Consider the following 20951-nt stretch of genomic DNA (forward strand, 5'->3'; position numbering starts at 1 on the left):
CAGCGCTTACATATCTCCTATCATCACCGGATTTAAGCGCTGGTATTCCGTCAGTATTTTCTTTTGATCAATATCGTTGAATACCACCTGCACCTGACTCTCGGTAAGACCTGTGCTACCGGCTATTTCCGCTACCGGCAGCCCGTTGTTTTTGCCATACAGACATTGGTCAAGTTTCAGCAAAGGCATGGCGAAATAAAACTCTTCCTGGGTTTGCTCCAGCGAATAGGTATCGGTGGTAGAAGGCGTTGTTTGAATAATATCGGGGATGCCCAGGTATTTCGCCATTTCATATACCTGATGCTTGTACAGATGTGCTATAGGCTTCATGTCTGCCGCACCATCTCCGTTTTTCACAAAAAAACCAAGTTCATATTCCAGGCGGTTCGGTGTTCCCATTACAACGTAGTGGTGTTTGTCGGCATAAAAATATTCCAGCAGCTTACGTACCCTTTGTTTGTTGTTGGTGGCGGCTACAATAGTTCTGAGCACCTCCGCCGGCAGCACGGCTCGTGTTTCCTTTCCTTCGGGAGAAAGGACTACAATTGAAAAAATATTCCCCTGCTCTTCTCCCAGCAAACTTGAATTCACGACTTTGCACTTGTACAACTCCGAGTATTCCGGGATGATTTGTTGAATGGCTTTGTCACGCATGGTATAGCAGGGTGATGCTGCGAGCATGGCCGTGATGTCCTCCTCGATGGTGATAATATCAAGATGCTTCGCTATCAGTGTTGACAAATCGGTGGTGAGCGGAGAGGAATCGCGTTCCGGCATCTGCAGCCCCAATACATTATCTCTGCCCAGGGCCCGCACAGCGAGTGCCGCCACCACACTGCTGTCTATCCCACCGGAAATCCCCAGTACTGCTCCTGCCCTGTAAAAAGTATAAAATACCTGGTGTTCTATTTCCGCAATAATACGGTCTGCTTCCTTTCCGACATCGAATGTGTAATGCATTTTGGAGAAGTTGATTACGGGAGAAATAATTTATTAAAAAATGTTGCTGATAGGCTGCGTCCTCTCTGCAATCATAGTGCTAGTATCGTTTTCATCCAGCCGGCATTTCGGTGTGGTTGCCGCGGATTCAAGTATCTGTAACAACTCTGCTCCGATCAACGCTATGGTATCCGGCATATATAAATCAGTATTGTAAATAATGGTAAGATGGATGGCACCGTTTTCCTCCACAAAGTAGAATTCCCAGTCATGTTTGCTTACCACGTCCAGCGGAAGATAATCCACGTATAATCCTTCAAACGCCTGCTGTCCATCATTACGCCCACTTACATTCTGYAGCATCACCGCAACATCAAAAAACATGGAGCGGCTAAAATCTCTCTTCATAGAGAGATCGGCAGATAGCATGTCCAGCGAATAAAGCTGATGATTGTATACTGACAGCGTGGTCTTTTTTACTACTTCCAGCAGGTCTGTAAACAGCGAGGCTTCCGGGAAACGGACACGAACCGGCAGTGGATTGATGAATAAGCCCATGAGGTCTTCCAGGTCTTTATGGATTCTTCCTGCCATGGGAGAGCCGATCACCTGATCACGCTGCCCCGTTTTGCGGTAAATGAGCGCGCATACGGCTGAAAGCAGGACCATAAAAAGCGTGGCTTCCTGTTGTTGCGCAAGCGTTACCAATTGTGCAGCACTATTTTCACTGATCACAAAGGACAATGCTTTTGCATTCGAGGTAAACACTTCAGGACGCACGAAATCAGTTGGTAGTTTTAATGTTGGCGGTGTATCTGCAAATTGCTGCAGCCAGAATTGCCTGTTTTCTTCGCCCTTTGCAGCGTGTAATAATTTATTATGCCAGGAAGCGAAATCCCTGTACTGAATTTTCAACTCCGGCAAATCGGCTTTGTCACCGCTACGGAAAGCATTGTATAGGGCTGCTACCTCGCGCACCAGGATCTGCATAGACCATTCATCAGAAATTATATGATGCATGACAAGCAGAAAGACGTATTGATCCGGTGCTATTTGCAGTAATGTTCCACGCAGCAACCGGTCATTTTCAAGGTCAAAAGAACGGGCTGCTTCTTCATTTATCAGTGATATAATAAACGGATCATCTGCAGCATATCCCTTGTTGCTGTAGTCGTGATAACTGATATGAAAATCTGTTTGACTGGCCATATGCACCCGTTGTTTCGGCACGGCACCATCGGGTATAAAATTAGTACGTAATATTTCATGCCGGCCGATAAAAGCGTTGAAAGCCTGTTGAAGGGCATTAAGGTCAGGATGTCCGCTCAGCAGATAGGCGCCTGCCATATTATAGGCATTGCTGCCTTCTTCCAGCCGGGCAAGTGTCCACAATCTGTGCTGGCCCCGGGAGACTTCATGCAGTCCATTATTGATGGGGCCTGCGGGAATACTTTTGAACGATGCGGCTTCGGAAACAGCGATCAGGGCGGCCTGTTGTGCTATGGTAGGATGCGCGAATATGTCGCCGACTTTTAAATCTACCTGCAGATCGCTATAGATCCTTGATAAAAGCTGAATGGCCAGCAGGGAGTGTCCACCGGAAGCAAAAAAGGAAGCCGTTCTGCTGATACGCTTTAGTCCGAGGATCGATTTCCAGATGGCAGCAATCTTAATCTCTGTCTCTCCTTCCGGCGCCACATATTCAACCGACTCAATAATTGCTTCGGGCAAGGGCAGGGATCTTCTGTCTATTTTTCCATTCAGGTTCAGCGGAAATTCTTCCAGCCAGATAAAATGTGCAGGAATGGCATAATCGGCCAGTGAATTGCGGAGAAAATCCCGCAGCATTTCACCAGTGGTCTGCCGGCCTGTATAGTAGGCAATCAGCATTTGCAGATCATCTGTAGTCTTGTGAAATTTAACTACTACCTGCTCCATACCATCCAGTTGCATCATCGCTTGTTCCACTTCATTCAATTCCAACCGGATACCATTTATCTTCACCTGATTATCGAGACGCCCCAGTATTTCAATATTTCTGCCCGGAAGATATCGTCCCATATCTCCTGTTCTGAATACAATATCTTCCCTGTCCGGCAACAGTGGGTTCTGTACAAACACAGTTCCGGTAAGGGCTTCATTCTTATAATATCCTTTTGTTGCAAATGGTGTCTTTATATATACCTCGCCAATCTCTCCTATGCGGCACAAGGCGCCGTCGTTGATGATCGCCACAAGCGTATTATCTATTGGCACTCCCACATGTACGGGCTGTGATGCCTCCGCTGAAATTTCCCGGATACGGTGAAAGGTTTTCACCAGAGTGGTTTCAGTAGCTCCATACAAATTCACAATTTCCGCGCTCATACCGGCGGCCTTTCTCCAATCGCTGATATCTTTTGAATACAACACTTCTCCTGCCAGCAAAATATACTTCAGCCGGGGAAGGAGCGTACTGTTATAGGTCCCGGCCTGCAATGTTTTAATGATCACCCTGAACAATGACGGCACACAGTGCACCAGGCTAACACCATGCTCGTCCAGCCACCGGATCAGTAACGGAATATTATTCCTGGTTGTTTCTGATGGGATACATAAAGTGCCGCCTGCACATAACGCAGCGAAAATATCTCTCAGCGAGGCATCGAAGGTGATTTTTGTAAGCTGACTGATTTTATGTGCTTCGTTAAGACTGAATTCCCTGATCTCCCATTGAATAAAATGACTAAGACTGATATGACAGCCCAGGATTGGTTTTGCTTCTCCTGAGGAGCCGGAAGTATAGAATATGTAGTTGGCATCTTCCGGCGAACCTTCATAACTGAATGGCGTATATGCACCAATATTCACGTCCACAGGTGGCTGACCGGGTGCTATCCATTGTATAGAAGCATCCGAAGTCATGTCGCCGGGAATAATAATACCAGGCATCTTTACATCCCACTCACGGATGAAATGCAGCACTTCGTCCAACCAGGGGCGATGAATGATCAGTATTTCCGGGGCTGAAACGGAGAATATCTGCTGCAGCCTTTTCGCCGGAAATTGCATATCTATCGGCAGGTATATGGCCCCTGTCCTGAATATCCCCAGCAGTGATGCCACGAGTTCTACAGAGGAGGGCAGTATAACACCGATAATGGCTTCTTTTTTAACGCCTGCTCCGGCCAGAAAACCAGCCAACCGGCCAGATACTGTTTCCAGATCTGCATAAATAATCTGCCGGCCCTCTTCTTCTACCGCAATAGCGGAAGGCGATGCGCTGGCGATCATTGAAAATACCCGGTGAACAAATTGTTTATCAACAGTCATTTCAGAGTAAGTTTATTTCGATTGGGAGCTTTATTTTTTTAGTGGATTTAATAGTCTGGCATATTGAATACATCCAGAAAAATATTGAATGTAAGTACCACTATCAGCAAATCGGACTCATAAGGAAGATTGAGTCTGAAACCAGGTTTTCCGTAGATTTTCTTCAGTCTTTCCACTACATCGGCATCAAAATATCCTTGTCTTTTTATTCTTTCATACGACAGCATGTCCTGTATCCATTCGATATTACCCTGCAGCAGTTGCGGACTTCCCGGCGCCACAAAGCCAAATTTCTGCCTGTCAATGATGGCTTCCGGCAGGTACTTACCGGCCATTCTCTTCAAAATATATTTTTCTACCAGGTCCTTCATCTTAACATCCGGAGGGATCGTTCTTACAAAGTCTACCACGTTGATATCCAGGAAAGGATATCTTCCTTCTACTGAATTTGCATAGGCCACGCGGTCGCAGTGATCTGCAATCAGGTGGTCAGATAACCGCAGCTTCAGATCCAGGTAAGATCTCTTATGAAAAACATGCCTGTTGGCAATTCGGGTTTTGTCGATGACGGTTTTCGTCAGACAATCAAAATCAGCATATGCGGTATTTACACGCTGACTGTACAGCATTTGTTTGGATTCTTTCAGCTCATGCTGATTCAGTTCGTAAAAAAAATCCGGTTCTCCGTATAATTCCTGCCTTATCTGCTCTTCCAGCAACTCTTCCAGCCCCTTCACCTCTCCCCCGTTGATTCTTTGTTTATCAAATCTGTATCCGACGTATCCGCCGAAAAACTCGTCGGCGCCTTCGCCGGAGAGAATTACTTTTATGCCATTCCGGTTCACTGACTTCGATAATTGCAGGGAGCAGGTATTATAGGTTTCCTTCAGCGGACTTTCCGCAAAAAATACCGCCTCTCTCAACCCCTTCTCTATATCCATATAATTAAAAGGGATTTCATGATGAACAGAATTTAAACGTTCACTCATCATCCGTTGAAACCTTCTTTCATCAATCTGTTTATCCGATAACTCCGGGAACATAATCGAAAAAGAGTGATAGGAAATATCAGGATTGATTTTTTTCATGATGGCCCCGATAAGAGAAGAATCCAGACCGCCGCTGAGATAGAACCCCACCGGAACATCCGCCTGCAGGCGAAGTCTTACTGACTGAAACAATAACTCTTCGAGCTGCTCCACATAATGCTGCTCCGAATGGCTTTCATAGGGGTGTGCTTCTTCAGGATAATCAAGGTCCCAGTATTTTTTAACCTGTATTGCCTCATTCCTGATATGGAGAGAATGTCCCGGTGGCAGGCATTCAATACCTTTGAACATGGTAACAGGACTTACCATACCGGGAAATGAAAATACCTGATCCAGCCCGGTAAGGTTTACTTGTTTAACTGCCAGCGGATGCGCCAGGATGGCTTTTATTTCAGAGCCAAATATCAGTGTGTTGTTGAAAATGCCATAAAACAATGGACAGATACCAAACTGATCTCTTACAAGAAAAAGGCTGTTGTCCCGTTTGTCGAATATGGCGAAGGCAAACTGCCCATTCAGTTTATGGAGAAATTCCCTTTTATACTCCGCATACAGATGTACGATAACTTCTACGTCACAAAGGGTGGTGAATCGATAACCCTTTTGCTGCAATTCAGTCCGTAATTCCCTGTAGTTGAATATTTCGCCATTGCAGATCAGCACCACCGTTCCATCTTCACTGTAAAATGGCTGCTTTCCGTTAGCCACGTCTATGATACTCAGTCTGCGCATACCGAATCCAAACCTGTCATCTGTAACGATAACCGCATCATCGGGTCCGCGATGAGCCAGCGCATCTGTCATGCCTTGCAACACGTTCCGTTCCACCTGACGGGGCGATCCAATATTGTATACTCCTGTTATTCCGCAMATAGTTGCTTTAGTATAGCTGTTATTTAAAAAGATTTATCAATGGGCGCATTAAAATCTTCGAGCACATCTGCTTCCTTCATTTCCGGTATGGCAACGTCAATCACGTCAAACAAACTGTTTACATCGTGTTCATTAAAACGAAGTATATGTTGCCTGTGATCATATTCCTGGTCTGCTGATAGCGCATCGTGGCTGCTGTCTGTCAGTATTTTCCGTAACCTGCTGAGGAACAGGGCCGCATCGTTGTTGCTTTTCAGCGATGCCAGCTTTTCACCGGAACAGCGCATCAGGGTAACATTATATTTCCTGATCAACGTTGTATCATATAGTTTTCTCAACTCGTTCAGATAGGGAAGCGCTGCCAGAATTTCCTTGTCAGGGAGGCCAAAATCAATGAGACAAGCAATTTCATCGACTCCATATCCTTTTAATTTCCTGATAAGATGATGTGTTTTTTCAGGCGTCCCCAGTAAAGCAGCTTTCTCAAAAAAACGTTCAAATGCAAATTCCACCAACTGTTCCAGCAGTTCTGCCGGCATTTCTTCTTCAACGGTACCATATCTGCCAACGACATCCTTTTTCTCCCTGTTCTGTACATTACTGCCTGACATGGCTTCTATCAGGTGAACCGAAGACCGGATATAATCCATCAGGAATGGTTTTACTTTTTCTTTTACCGCATCATTATCAGCACCAAGAAATGTATGCGCCATTACTGACACGATACGGGATGCGGGATCAAAGCCATTCATTTCAAGAGAATCCCGGTATGCCCTGATCTTTCCTATCAGTTCATCCGTATCCTGCCAAAGCAGGTGTGTAAGGATATTGGCACCAATCTTCCCGGCATCCACAAAGGATTCTGTTTTTCCTGATACCGTCATCCAAACGGGCAGCTCAGCCTGTACCGGCTTGGGAAAAATTTCAATCTCCACAGGTGTTTTCAATCCATTTAACATGGCACGATGCTCACCTTTCCAGAAGCTTTTCACTTCGGCTATCTGTTCCAGCATGTATTCATGCCGCTTATCATATCTGTCTGGAAAAAAAACAAAGTCGTTGCACTGCCATCCTGAAGCAAAAGAAACAGCCGCTCTTCCGTTTGATAAATTGTCGACCACAGACCAGTCTTCTGCTATTCTAACTGCATGATGCAGCGGAGACACGATACTCCCCGAGCGCAGTTGAATACGGCTGGTAACCATTGCCAGCGCAGCGCTTAAAACAGAGGGATTCGGGAAAAGTCCGCCGAACTGGTTAAAATGTCTTTCAGGCGTCCATACACAACTGAAGTCATGCTCATCTGCAAATTTTACGGAGTCTATCAGCAATTTGTATTTATTTCTTTCCGCAACACCTTCGTTATGACTGCCGAAATAAAACAGACCAAACTGCATCCCGAAGCTGACGGCGGTCGGTACCCACTGATCCATCGGACTTTTATCTGCCGAAGCATGTAATACCACCGTGATGCCATTGTACCAGGCCCACAGCACTTCTGGTATCCGGGTATATAATTCTTCTTCAAAAATCAACAATACATCACTTGGCTTTACCTCGTAAAGCTCATCGTACTGATGAAAGATTTTCTCCAGTAAGTCGGCCGAAATTTCTTTCCTCCTTAAACTGCCGTCTGTGGCGGCATGGCAGAGCATCAACGGCAGATCACTCCACTTCGTTCTGCCGGAAGTATCATTTTCCTCAGCGGTTTCCGGCAAACTATCTACACAATACAGCTTATGTGCGGCACTGCATTTATATGCCAGATGAGTTTCCACTATACAAAACGCAGGATCAAGCATATCAAACAGCTGATTGATCTGCTGTTCAGTATATCCGGGAGGAACCGGTATAGGGGTACAGTTGCCCGATATAACCGCATGGACCATAACGATGGCCAGCAGCGGATCTTCTGCGAGAACAGCTATACGGCTTCCAGGCGCAGGTTTACAGGCATCAGAAAATTGCCGGAACAACTGCTGACTGGCACTCCGGCATCTGTCAAATGTAATATGATCATCTCCGGCGCAAAGGAAGGTACTGCGCAAATGCTGACTGAATGTATCTTTTAACACAGCGGACTATTTAAATGAATGATCTGTATCATTTACTGAAAATATAATTGCCTTGTCTGCCTTCATTGTTATATCGGAACTCAGAAGGGAAAAAATGCGACTTTTCGGGGAAGCCCTCCCAGCAGTCTGCGTATGTATTCATTGAAGCGGCCGAACGCGGCACACTTTCCTGCAAACCGGCAGCATCAAAACTGGACTCCCTGATGACTGCTTCAAAAGTGCTGGTGTATATGGAAGAAACTAGTGCAAAAAAATTCATGTCTTATCATCAAACGGTATCTCCTTTTTAGCACAGTCCAAAGTGGTATATATAACGCTGATAAAATTCCGGGCATCTGCAATTGTTTCATTGATCACCAATACAGCTGGACAGGTCATCCGGGCTAAGGTTAAATTGACGGAGATAGGCGGGCAGTATTTTCATTTCCTTCATACTAACCGTAAACAGTTGCTCACTTGCAAACACCCTCAGATCCTTTTTTTCTATTGTCTCTAAGTTCTTTACTTTATTTATAAAGGAATCAATGTTTGTTCACAATCCGGCGTTGATAAGATTTTCAAAAGCTATTTCCTCTTCGCTGCGGCTCATCTGAATAGAAGCCACCGTTTGTGCGCCGTTAGTGGTCAAAGCGTTCATGATTAACAGTAAATCATTAAACAGGCGGTCGATGGTTTCCGGCAGAAACAGGTCCGTATTATACTCCATCAGCAATTGCAATGTTTCTTCCGTTTCCTTGAATATGAAAGTCAGGTCGAATTTGGCGGGGCCGCCCGGCAGTGTATATTCTTCTACCCGGATATCTCCTGCAATGGTATCATCCACGCCATTCCTGCTTATATTCTGCAGCAACAGAAAAGTATCGAAAAGGGGTAACCTGCCAGCGTTAGCCGGTATTTTCAGGTCGGCCACCAGGTCATCTATCGGGTAAAGCTGGTATTGCTGGGCATCCCAGAAATTTTCCTTTATGTTGTCCAGCAAATCTGTGAAGCTATCGGTACTTTCAAAGGTTGTCCGGAGCGCCAGGGTGTTCAGGTACAAACCAACCTGGTTTTCGAAATCCTCGTTTACTCTTCCCGCCACATCAGTACCGATAGTAATATCCCGCTGGCCGGAATATTTATACAACAATACCACCACACAACCCAGCAGCGATACAAACAAGCTGGCCGACTTTTCCTGTGCCACTCTGCGTAGTGCTGCAGTTAATTCACCATTGATAGCAAAAGCCGATGTATTACCCTGGAAAGTGCGGATCGCAGGTCTCGGGAAATCCGTTGGCATATTCAATTGCAGGCGTTCACCATCAAACACTTTCAACCAGTATGCCCGCATCTGCTGCAAACTATCGCCGGATAATTTCCGTTGCAGCCAGGCTGCATAGTCTTTGTACTGCGTGTGCAGCGGTGGAAGAGGATTCCGGTACTTGTTACTGAAAGCATTGTAAAGTTGTAGCAATTCATTTTTAATAATTTCTACAGACCAGCCATCCGCGATGATATGATGAACTGCAATCGTGTAAATAAATTCATCCGGGTTTATCCGCAGCAATCTGACGCTGAACGGCGGACGTTCTCCGATATCAAATGCAGTTCTGTGGTTACCATTCAGAATGGCAATAACTTCCGCTGTTTTACCCGGATCGGCAGTAAGGTCATTATATACGGCATCACAGGAAGCAGGATCAAAAGGCTGTATCACCTGTTGTACGCCGGCACCGGACTTCACAAAGATGGTACGCAATATCTCATGCCTTTCTATCAGTGCATGTACAGATTTGATAAAAGCAGCTGTATCAAGCTTTCCCCTGATGAAATAAACACCGTAAATGATAAAGGCGGTCTGGTCTTTTTGAATCTGATCCAGCATCCACATTCTTTTCTGGGCAGGCGACAGTTCGTATGCTGGTAATATGCCGGTGGGGGTAAGTTCTTCCCATTTCTCCCTGCCCGCACGCTGCATTTCATCCACCTGTTTTCTGATAGTAGGATTATCAAATATCTTTTTTACGCTGAAGCTTACGTCAAATTCCCGGCGGATACGGGATATCACCCTTACGGCATCCAGGGAATGTGCGCCTAGTTCAAACAGATTTTCATCAACGGGGATATCTTTACGTCCGGTGACTTCCTGCCATAGTTCCTTCAATCTGGCTTCTGCTCTGTTAGCCGGAATTTTCTGCGCGCCGGATTTCTTCTCGCTGACATAGGATGGATCGGGCAATTTTTCTCTGTCTGTTTTACCATCGGGCGTGCGGGGGAATTCTTCTATCTGCAACAGGGACGCGGGCACCATATATCCGGGAAGCGATTGTGTAAGATATTGCAGCAGGTGTTCCCTGTTTAATTCATTTCCCGCCACATAGTAGGCAACTATCTGCATTTCACCATTGATGGTCATAGCGTATACCTCCGCCTTGCCGATACCGGGGTAGGTGGTGATTAGCTGACGTATCTCTTCCGGATATACGTAACGACCTCTGATCTTTACCTCTGACCCATCCGGACCAAGATATACAACAGATCCATCCCGCAGGGTTTTTCCCCAATCACCGGTCAGACTGTATGCTCCTGCCCGATCCGTTTCTCCGATAGCTATTTTCCCTACTATTCCCGGCGGCAGTATATTGTTTTGATCATCGAGTATATATACAGCCGTAGCTGCAGGGGGCTTGTTATGTTCCTTTTTGGCAGTAAGTGTCAGATCGCTGATGCTGCAGTCGGGATCACCCACTATTTGCTCTATGATGCTGATAAAAGAACTGCCGGCCTGGCGGATTTCTTCCGGGTCATATACCAGCCGGTTGAACTGGAGTACAACTTTTAAAGCATCGCCGGGATGTATGATAACATTCAGGTCATAGTTTGTTTGTTCAAATACTTCCTCTTCCCCTATCTGAACAGCTATCTCCGCAAGCTTATCTTCTCCCTGGCTATCAGTTGTCGGGAAGTTTTCAAAAACCATAATGTGGTCAACCAATTCCTGCTTCATGACACTGGCAGCCTGAATATCAGCCAGCGAGAAATAGTGATGTGGTTCGCTTTCAAATGACCTTTCCTGAACACGGCTCAGCAGAGCAGAGAAGCGCTCGTTGTGGGAATATTGTATACGCACCGGAACTGTATTGATAAAAAGCCCGATCATTTTTTCAATACCGGGGATGCCTGCGGGTCTGCCAGATACCACACTACCAAATACCACATCATTGCAACGACTGTGTTTAGATAACAGTATGGCCCATATGGCCTGGCACACGGTATACACTGTCAGACGGCTGGCTGCTGCTACAGCAGTAAGCCGCTGCGTTGTTCCCTGATCAAGTGCACATGTAATTTCTTCTCTTTCATAAACGGTTTCACTTCCACCTCCCTGGTACCTGCGTGGTAAGGAAGCAGGAGAATCGAATCCCTGCAGGTATTCATTCCAGTATTGTCCGGAGCGTACGCTGTCCTGTTCCTGCAACCAGGAAATATATCTGCTGAAAGGTACGGGCGTGTCCAATACATATGGCCGGTTATGCAGGAAAGCGTCGTATATCTCATAAAATTCTCCGATGATGATGTTGGTACACCAGCCATCCATTAAAATATGATGATGACTCCAGATAAACTCATATTCCGATACGTCTGTTTTAAGCAATGATACCCGCATAAGCGGCCCCTTTACCAGGTCAAATCCCATCTCCCGGTCGGTACGTTTATAATCAGCTATTGCCTCTGGTAAACGTGATGCCTCCTCACCGGATAAATCAACATAAGTAAATCCGATTTCACGCTCCCGGAGAATTACCTGCAGTGGCCGGGGTTGGTTCTCATAGATGAAAGCGGCCCGCAACACATCATGCCGGCGTGAAAGCTCCTGTACACTTTTCTGTACTACTGCTACATCAAGACTAACCCTGAGGCGATATGACTTCTGCTTGAAGTAAGTGGCTGTTGTTCCATGCAGCAGTGCATGAAAAAGCATCCCCTGCTGCATAGGTGTCAGTGAGTAAATATCCTGGATGTTGTTTTTCGCGGTCATGGCCGGCTGTTTTAATTGAAAAGCTCATTAATGGTATCCAGCGTTTCCATTGACAACCCTTTGTAGGTAAGGTCGCTGGGCGTCAATTCGGTCTCTGTTCTGCCGGTACAATAGACCACCATCTGTTGCAGACAGCTTTGGTAAGTAGTCATGAATAATTTCATAGTAGCTGATTCATATCGTTGCTGAGGATAGATGACTGTCATCTGTAGTTCGTTGGTAACTACAATCCCGGTAATTTCAAGTTCAAAATCCCTTTCATCATCCGGATCACTGAGGAAACCTTCATCACCTTCCACCCTGAAAAAGGAGTTATCCAGGTCAGTGGCAAACTGCCCCAGGTAATTGAAACATATTTGTGGCTGCTGTGTAAAACATATATCGCTTTTATTCGCCGGGGCGGTAAGGTACCTGAGTACGCCGTATCCCATTCCTTTGTCAGGAACAGCTCTCATCTGTTCCTTTACAGCCTTGATAATATGCCCCATCTCCAGCCCCGAGTCAACGGCAATCAACAGCGGATACAGGCTGGTAAACCATCCCACGCTTCTTGATATATCCACATCTTCCCATTGGTGTTCACGGCCATGTGATTCCATTGCCAGCAATACTTCCGTATGGCCAAATACTTTTGCCATGGCGATAACAAGTGATGTCACGAGGATTTCAGTGATCTCTGTATTGAATGCTTTGTTGGCTTGTGTAAGTAGCTGTTGCGTTTCGCCCGCGCTTAAACTGAAAGAAAGACGGGTTGCCGTTCTCCCGGTATTTATTCCTGATGGGTGATCAGCCGCGAAGGCGGAAATGGTACTTTCTTCCTGCGAACGCCAGAATGCCTTCTGTTCCAGCAGTTTCCTGCTGTTGCTGTATTCCTGTAATTTTTCGGCCCAGTGTTTATAGGAATCTGTCTTTGCAGGAAGCGTCAATACAGCTCCTGTTTTATACTGTTGATACAAGCTGTTTATATCTTCAAATAAGATGCGCCAGGAGATGCCATCGATCACCAGGTGATGTATCACGATTACCAGTACGCTGCGCGATGTCAACAGGAACAGTCCCGGTTTCATCAGCGGTCCGTTTTCCATATCTATGCCTGCCTGCAACTGTTCAATGCTTTCCTGCAACTGTTCTTCCGGGTTAACCACGGAACGCAGATCCTGAAAATGCATGTCCAGTGGCATACTGACAAGGTTATTGAATGAAGTCACCCCGGTTTCATTCACCGAAAAAACCAGCCGGAGTGCATCGTGATGCTCCTGTATTTTTGAGAAGATGGCTTTCATCATCTCCACATCCGCCCCCATATCCAGTTGCAGTACCACCGCCTGATTATAGTGATGCCGCTGTTTTCTCGGCAGCTCAAAAAACCAATGCTGCACAGGCGTAAGAAGTACTTTTCCCGTTACTGGGGCATTGTCGGCCACCCTGGTAGTTTTCTTCAGTATAGTGGCGAGATCACTGATATAAGGATACTGGAGAATATTGCGCAGCTCCAGTTTATAACCAGCTACCTGCAGGCGTGAAAGAATCTGTATAGCTTTGATCGAGTCCCCTCCCATTTCAAAGAAATCATCGTAGATGCCGATTTCCTCCCTGTTAAAAACTGTTTTCCAGATACCTGCCAGCAGGATCTCTTTATCGTTACGGGGCTCCTGATGCCCTCTATTATCCTGTTTACCTGTACGTAGTGCCGCCAATGCTTTCCGATCGGTTTTTCCGTTAGGCGTCAGGGGTAGTTTATTTGTTGCGGTAAACTGTGCCGGCACCATATAACCAGGCAGTTTATCCAGCAAAAAAGAACGCAGTTCATCGGTAGCTGTGCCGTCCTTCATTACGCAGTAAGCGCTGATAAAGGGACTGCCGTCGGTTCCTTTTTCCAGGATAACGGCATTTTCAGTTACAGCCGGATGTTTCAGCAATACCTTTTCTATTTCACCCAGCTCAATACGATATCCTCTTAATTTAATCTGGTTATCGGTACGGCCAATGATCTCCAGGTTACCGTTCTGCCATCTTCCGATATCTCCTGTGCGATACAGCAGCCCGGGTGAAAGTTTCCGGAACGGATCCGGAACAAACCGCTCCCGGGTCAGCTCTTCCCTGTAAAGATATCCTGCCGCCACGCCTTCGCCTCCTATATATATTTCTCCTGGAATACCTTCCGGTACAAGGTTCATGTGTTTATCCAGCACATAAATGAGCGTATTGGCTACCGGCCGGCCGGCATTAACCGGTTCGTGCGGAGTAAGCCGGGCAACCGTTGACCAGATCGTTGTTTCCGTAGGTCCGTATACGTTATACACCGTTGCATTTGTGCCGGCGTGCAGGTCACGCAACAGTTCTTCCGGCAAGGCCTCGCCACCGGCAATTATTTTCTTCAGCGATTGTAGAAATAACCTGGAATTATTATCCGCCCACAGATTTTTCAATAAAGAAGGAGTGGTCTGAAGCACCGTGATGGCGGGTTTATTGGTATTCTGACTACCTCCGCTATAGTTGTCCTTAAAGATGCTAAGCGTTTTTAATCCCTCCATTATTTTATCATGCGCTACTCCAAAATCTACCAGGCAGGCTATTTCTGTCACGCCTACCGCAGCAAGCTGCTGTACAATGCTGTCGCAGGAATCGGGTGTACCCAGCAATGCAGCGGTTTGCCAATAACGGTCAAATGCCAGTTGCGCTACTTCTTTCCACCATTCACTGGTTTCTTCTTTACTTTCCTGATCCCTGTTAAGGGTGGCGGTAATACGTTGCCGGAGATCAGCATTGGATAACAGGTATTCTTTGAAAGGCGCTTCCACCTCACGTCTTACCTGTTCCATATCTTCTCCCAGGAAGGTATGCAGCATGATAGAAATACGGGCTTTTTCCACGGAATGCCCATTGTCTGCCAACGCCTGTTTATAGAGACGGATATTCTTGTCCAGCTCCTCCAGGTCCTGTCCGAGAAAATGCGTAAGAATATTGGCGCCAATTTCCCCTGCACGTTTGAAGGTATCAGCACTTCCCGAACTTGTTAACCAGACTGGTATATCTGCCTGGACAGGAGCGGGGAATATTTTTATGGCAATCTCTTTACCCATCCCGTTTTTCCTGTGAAGCAGCCCTCCCTTCCAAAGTGTCTTAAACGCTTCGATCTGCGTGTACATCTGCGCTTTCCGGTCCGCAAACGCTTCAGGATTAAACACAAAATCATCTGCATGCCAGCCGTAGGTCATAGACAGAGATACCCTTCCTCCGGATATATTATCTACTACTGCCCATTCTTCAGCAGCACGCACCACATCATGCAAAGGCAGCACAAGACTTCCTGCGCGGATATTCAGGTGATGCGTTCTTGCTGCAATAGCCGCGCTGATCACAGCAGGGTTTGGAAAGATTCCTCCAAACTGGTGGAAATGTCTTTCAGGCGTCCATACTGCTTCAAAGCCGTTGTTATCGGCAAACTCCACCGCATCAAACAATAACCGGTATTTATCTTCTGCCTGTTCCTGGTAACTGGCAAAGAAGAAAAGACTAAATTCCATCCGGATTTTATCACTGCGCTTCAGGAAAATATTGAAGTCCTCCACCTGACGTATCTCCTTTTTTATCACAATGCCGGTTCCCCTGCACAGTGTCCAGAAAAGTTCCAGTATGGATATATCAAAAGAAATAGACGTTATAGCCAGCAATGTATCACCAGCATCCAGTCCCAGTGATGCATCCATGGCCGTGAAAAAATTCATAAGATTGAAATGCCGGACCATCACACCTTTGGGCGTTCCGGTGGAACCCGAAGTATAAATCACATAGGCTGTATCATCCGGCGCCGCACCTCCTGAAATATTAGCCGTATCAAATGATTGTAATTGTCCATCAATATTTTCAGGTGAGATAACAACCGCCTCAATGCCTGACAGCAGCGGTCCCCGGTCCGTCAGCAACAAAGCACAACGACTGTCTTCCAGTATAAACCGGATCCTGTCTGCTGGATATTCCGGATCTACCGGTACCCAGGCAGCGCCGGCCTTCACAATGCCCAACACACCGGTTATCATCAGTACTGACCGATCTGTCATCAATGCCACCAGACCACCTTTGCCTATTCCTTTCTGTTGAAGCAAACGGGCAATACGGTTCGACTGTTTATTTATTTGTTCATAGGTAAATGTTTCCGCTCCGTCCCATACAGCTACTTTATCGGAACAGGCGGCAGCCATTTTTTCAAAAAGTTCTTTTATAGTGATGTCCCGCGGATATGCTACCTCCGTCTTATTCAATACTTCAATCAATCTCCGCTGCTCCTCTTCACCCATGTATGAAATACGATGGATGGATATGCTGTCATTCTCAATACCAGCCTTCATCAGCGCCACAAAATGACGGGAAAGTCTTTCTATATAAGCGTCGCTGAAAAGATCGCGGCTGAATTCAATATTTGCCTGCAATTCTCCCGCATATTCATAACAATAAAATGCAAGATCATACTTGTTACTCCGGCTGCTCAGTGTAAAGGGCTGTATTACGGCGTTGCCCAGGCCGGACAGCTCACTGTTTTCAATAGACGTATTGTCAAAAGACAGCAGGATATCGAACAGCGGCGATCTGCTGATATCGCGGTCAGGATTAAGCTGATTCACCAGCATATCAAAAGGATACGCCTGGTGCGCGAAGGCCGACAAAGTGGTTTCCCTTGTTTTCTCGAGCAGCTGCGCATAGTCGTCATTTTCACTGATACGTGTACGGAGCGCCAGCAAATTCAGGTAGAATCCCACCTGGCCGGCAAGCTCATCTTGCTCTCTTCCGGCAACAGGTACGCCTATTACAAAGTCGTTCTGCCCGGTATATCTGTATAGCAAGGCATCGAGCGTTGTCAGCAACACCATAAACACTGTTGCGCTCTTTTTCTCAGCATATGCTTTCAATTGCGCGGTAGTCGCTGCATCTATCACCAAATGAAAAGCGCCTCCCTTACCCGACCTCACCGCCGGACGCGGATAGCTGGCTGGCATATCCAATACAGGCAAATCATCAGCGAACTGCTCCAGCCAATATGCTTTATGCACAGCGTGACTTTCCCGTTGTAACTGTTGATGTTGCCATGCAGCGTAATCTTTGTATTGAATAGATAAAGGCTGCCAGGGAATCTCCCGGTTATCTACCAGGCATTCATAGCATTCCCTGACTTCATTCATCAATATCCGTAGAGACCATCCGTCCGAAATAATATGATGCATGGTACAGGCAAACAAGTGCTCGTTGTCTGACAAACGCGCCATACGCACCCTCAGCAGTGGGCCGGTCGATAAATTAAAAGGCGTTATTGCGCTACCTTCTATCCATCGTCTTACCGGTGAATTTTCATCGCCCGGGTTTTCTTCTCCCTCAAATGCGATGTATTCCCAATCCATCCGGTCTTCGGAGAAGGGATGAATAACCTGCACCGGTTCATCCTTATCTGTGGAAAAGGTGGTACGCAAACTATCATGCCTGGAAATGATTTCCGCGAAAGTTCGTTTTAATATTTCCGGTTGCAGCGCTCCATGGATAGTATAGGCCACCGTCATGTTATAGGCGCCGGTCTGTCCATCCAGCTGATCCAGCACCCATAACCGCTTCTGGGCAGGAGAAAGCGGATATACATCGCTTTTCTCCACGGCAACTATAGGTTGATAGCCGCTTTTCCCAAGTGTAGATATGTATGCCGACAACTCCCGGATAGTTGGATTACTCAGGTATTCCCTCAATGACATTTTCACATGTAATTCCTTATATATCCTGGATATAATCCGGATAGCCCTGATGGAATGCCCTCCAAGTTCAAAAAAGTTATCGTTGATACTGATCCTCTTTGCTTCCATTACTTCCTGCCACATCTTTGTAAGCTGCCATTCCAGCAATGTATGTGGAGGCTGATACAACGATTGACGGCTGTAGTATGTTGCCGGATCAGGCAATGCGCTATAGTCTACCTTACCATTACTTGTAAGCGGAAACGCTTCCAGCCGGACATAGTAGCCCGGAATCATATACACCGGGAGATAACGCTTCAGAAAGGAGATAATATCCCCATCATCCGGTACAGCAGGGCCTGCATAGTAAGCCGTTAGACGGGAGCGATCAGCGCCCGTAGCCACCACTGTTACCTGTTTGATTCCCTCAAAACGCAGCAACACTTCTTCGATTTCAGCGGGTTCAATACGATGTCCCCGGATTTTCAGTTGCCGGTCGATACGACCTATATAGTCAATGTCCCCCGTTTCCAGCCACCTGCCTGCATCTCCCGTTTTATACAAACGTGTGCCGGGCCGGAAAGGATTCTCTCTGAATTTTCCATTGTCTGCATCCGTCGCATTCAAATATCCATGCGCAAGTACCTCTCCTCCGATACAGATCTCCCCTGTTACGCCTACAGGCAGCAGTTGCATAGATTCATCCACTATGTATATATCAGCATTCACAATAGGATGTCCGATTGTTATCTTCTCATCTGCTGATTTTATTTCCTTTACAATACAACCTACCGTAGCCTCCGTAGGTCCGTACTCATTAAATATGCGGATTTGCGGATTCAGTTTTCTAAGCAGCCCAACCTGCTCCCCGGTAAGTGCTTCCCCTCCTACAATGGCCAACGCTACCTCCGTTGACAGGATACCACAGCTGCTCAACATGCTGATATGTGAGGGCGTTAACTTCACCGTATGAATACCTGACCCGGGGCGGAATATAGTAGTCAGCGCATCCGATATTTCCGCTGCTTCAACAATTACAACAGCACTGCCACGCAATAGTGGTGAAAAAATACTGGTCAGCGTCAGGTCAAACGATAAGGACGTGAAAAATGCAAATGGCTGACCGGCTGCATTCTCAAAGTAGTACCGGTTAGCCCAGTTCACATAGTTGGAGAAACTGCGTACGCCGACCTTAACACCTTTGGGCTTGCCCGTTGTGCCCGAAGTATAAATTATATAAGCAACATCATCATCACTATACGCCTGGCCAACAGCATCCACCGGTGATTGCTTTATCAATGCCCATTGATCCGGCAGTGATATCCCACGGAGATGTGCTATATCAAAATGAATGAACAATGAAGCGTCTGTTGCCAGCCACACAACCGCGCCACTATCTTCCACAATATATTTCACCCTGTCGGCCGGATAATTAAATTCCAATGGAATAAATGCCGCCCTTGCCTTTAGTATGCCGAGTATGCCGATAACAGTCCATTCCGATCTACCCATTAACAATCCTACATGATCTCCGGGAAGGACTCCCTGTTCGTGAATAAGATAATATGCCAGTTGATCCGACATTTCATGCATCTCCCTGTAGCTGAGCACTCCATCGTTAAATATCAGTGCCGGTTCATCAGCGTAACGTTCCACCTGCTCACGCAGCATAGGTACAAGGGTTTCTATTGGCTCCTGCTGCACTGCAAAGTTGAGCTTTTCCATCATCAGCGCATGTTCTTCGCCGGAGAGGATACTGACGAGGCCAACTGCCTGATCGGGATCTGCCAATACATTACTGACAAATGCCAGCAACTGATTGCGGAGGATGGTTACTGCTGCGGATGTAATATGGTTTTCATCAAAATACCAGTTGATATACAACCCTTTTTCATATGCCTGTGCAAATGCTTTTACAACAAAATTTTCATTCTTAACCAACAGCTGCCCGATCTCAAAATTAACCTCCTGTGTTTTTATTTTTTCACGGCAGTCGAGATATTCATAGCCTGCGTAATAGGCCGGCCTGTCTTCGTTTGCAGTAATCACCGGATCAAATGCTTCCTTCCACGTGAGTATGTTTTCATACCGCTCTCTTAAAGCGGCGAGCAATGCTGTAAACGTTGCGCCTTCTGCCACCGGAAGATAAAAAGGCAATGTCCTCGACATATTTCCGATACCAGACTGCAGGGGCGCATAATCCCGCTCATTTATCACATACCCGAAATGAATTGCGCCACGGGTATACCGGTGAAGTAACCCGGCAAAACAAGCAGCTAAAAATGACGCTGTATTACATCCATACCGTTCGCAAAAATGCAGGATCTGTTCGTTCAATCCTTCGTCCACAGCCGATTCCATCACCTGTATATTCGGTGCTGCTGCGGATGTTCTACCGTAGGGAAATATTTCGGAAGAAAACAAAGCAGCATCGTGTTCTTTCCAGAACGCGCTTCCCTCCTCTTCCGGCATGTCCAATAGTTCCTGCTGCCACGTGGCAAATTGCCCGTATTGCAGGGCGATATCGCTTACCTCTTCATCTGCGTATAGGCGTGCCAGTTCTGAAACGATATTCCGGAGGGAAATGCTGTCTGTTGCCAGCAGCGGAAGATGAAGGGTCAGTTGGTACTGTTGGGCAGATTCCTCCCGCAGTTCCGCCTGTAATACCTGCATATGTTGCAGATAACCCGGTTGGAAGGGTTCTACTACCTGGATAGGATAGGCGTTGTTATCCTGAACACGGTACACGGTGCGCAGTATTTCATGTCGTTCCACCAGTTTATCCAGGCACCGCATGAGTTTTGCAGTATCAAGCGGGCCTTCAATGCTGACGGTACACTGTCCATAATAATCGCCACCGCTGCGCATAAGCTGGAAGGACCGCTTTTGCTGCGGAGACAACGCATAAGTTTGATTAGATTGCTCCATATTGATCTCTGAAGTATTTATCGCGCTATGGTTTGTTACA

The 20951-nt window shown here is 46.5% G+C and carries 6 protein-coding genes; all 6 read right to left on the reverse strand.

Translation table 11 applies throughout. The annotated features are described in order from the left end of the window. Positions 1–6 precede the first annotated feature (6 nt). The gene (gene nadE / locus AC1DCV_RS17970; protein ID WP_477024443.1) at positions 7–960 is read right to left on the reverse strand and encodes an NAD(+) synthase; all 954 of its coding nucleotides are present in this window, start codon (positions 958–960) and stop codon (positions 7–9) included. A gap of 33 nt (positions 961–993) precedes the next feature. Further along, positions 994–4251 carry a condensation domain-containing protein gene (locus tag AC1DCV_RS17975; RefSeq protein ID WP_477024444.1) on the reverse strand — a complete coding sequence of 1086 codons (3258 nt, stop codon included), beginning with the start codon at positions 4249–4251 and terminating at the stop codon, positions 994–996. A gap of 47 nt (positions 4252–4298) precedes the next feature. Next, the gene (asnB, locus tag AC1DCV_RS17980) at positions 4299–6206 is read right to left on the reverse strand and encodes an asparagine synthase (glutamine-hydrolyzing) (RefSeq protein ID WP_477024469.1); all 1908 of its coding nucleotides are present in this window, start codon (positions 6204–6206) and stop codon (positions 4299–4301) included. Next, a complete protein-coding gene (locus AC1DCV_RS17985) occupies positions 6197–8248 on the reverse strand; it encodes a MupA/Atu3671 family FMN-dependent luciferase-like monooxygenase (RefSeq protein WP_477024445.1) in 2052 nt (683 codons plus the stop codon). The genes asnB and AC1DCV_RS17985 overlap by 10 nt, the downstream gene beginning before the upstream one ends. A 532-nt stretch (positions 8249–8780) precedes the next feature. Continuing rightward, positions 8781–12269 (reverse strand): condensation domain-containing protein, encoded by a 3489-nt coding sequence (locus AC1DCV_RS17990; RefSeq protein WP_477024446.1) that lies wholly within the window; start codon positions 12267–12269, stop codon positions 8781–8783. Positions 12270–12280: 11 nt separating this feature from the next. Then, positions 12281–20911, reverse strand: a complete 8631-nt coding sequence (locus AC1DCV_RS17995) for an amino acid adenylation domain-containing protein (protein ID WP_477024447.1) — start codon at positions 20909–20911, stop codon at positions 12281–12283. Between the last annotated feature and the right edge of the window lie 40 nt (positions 20912–20951).

This window comes from Chitinophaga sp. 10T418, from assembly GCF_056394125.1.

Excerpts from the sequence above, each read along its gene's own strand:
- nadE (WP_477024443.1), bottom strand. The coding sequence starts at position 960 with ATGCATTACACATTCGATGTCGGAAAGGAAGCAGACCGTATTATTGCG.
- AC1DCV_RS17990 (WP_477024446.1), bottom strand. The coding sequence starts at position 12,269 with ATGACCGCGAAAAACAACATCCAGGATATTTACTCACTGACACCTATG.
- AC1DCV_RS17995 (WP_477024447.1), bottom strand. The coding sequence starts at position 20,911 with ATGGAGCAATCTAATCAAACTTATGCGTTGTCTCCGCAGCAAAAGCGG.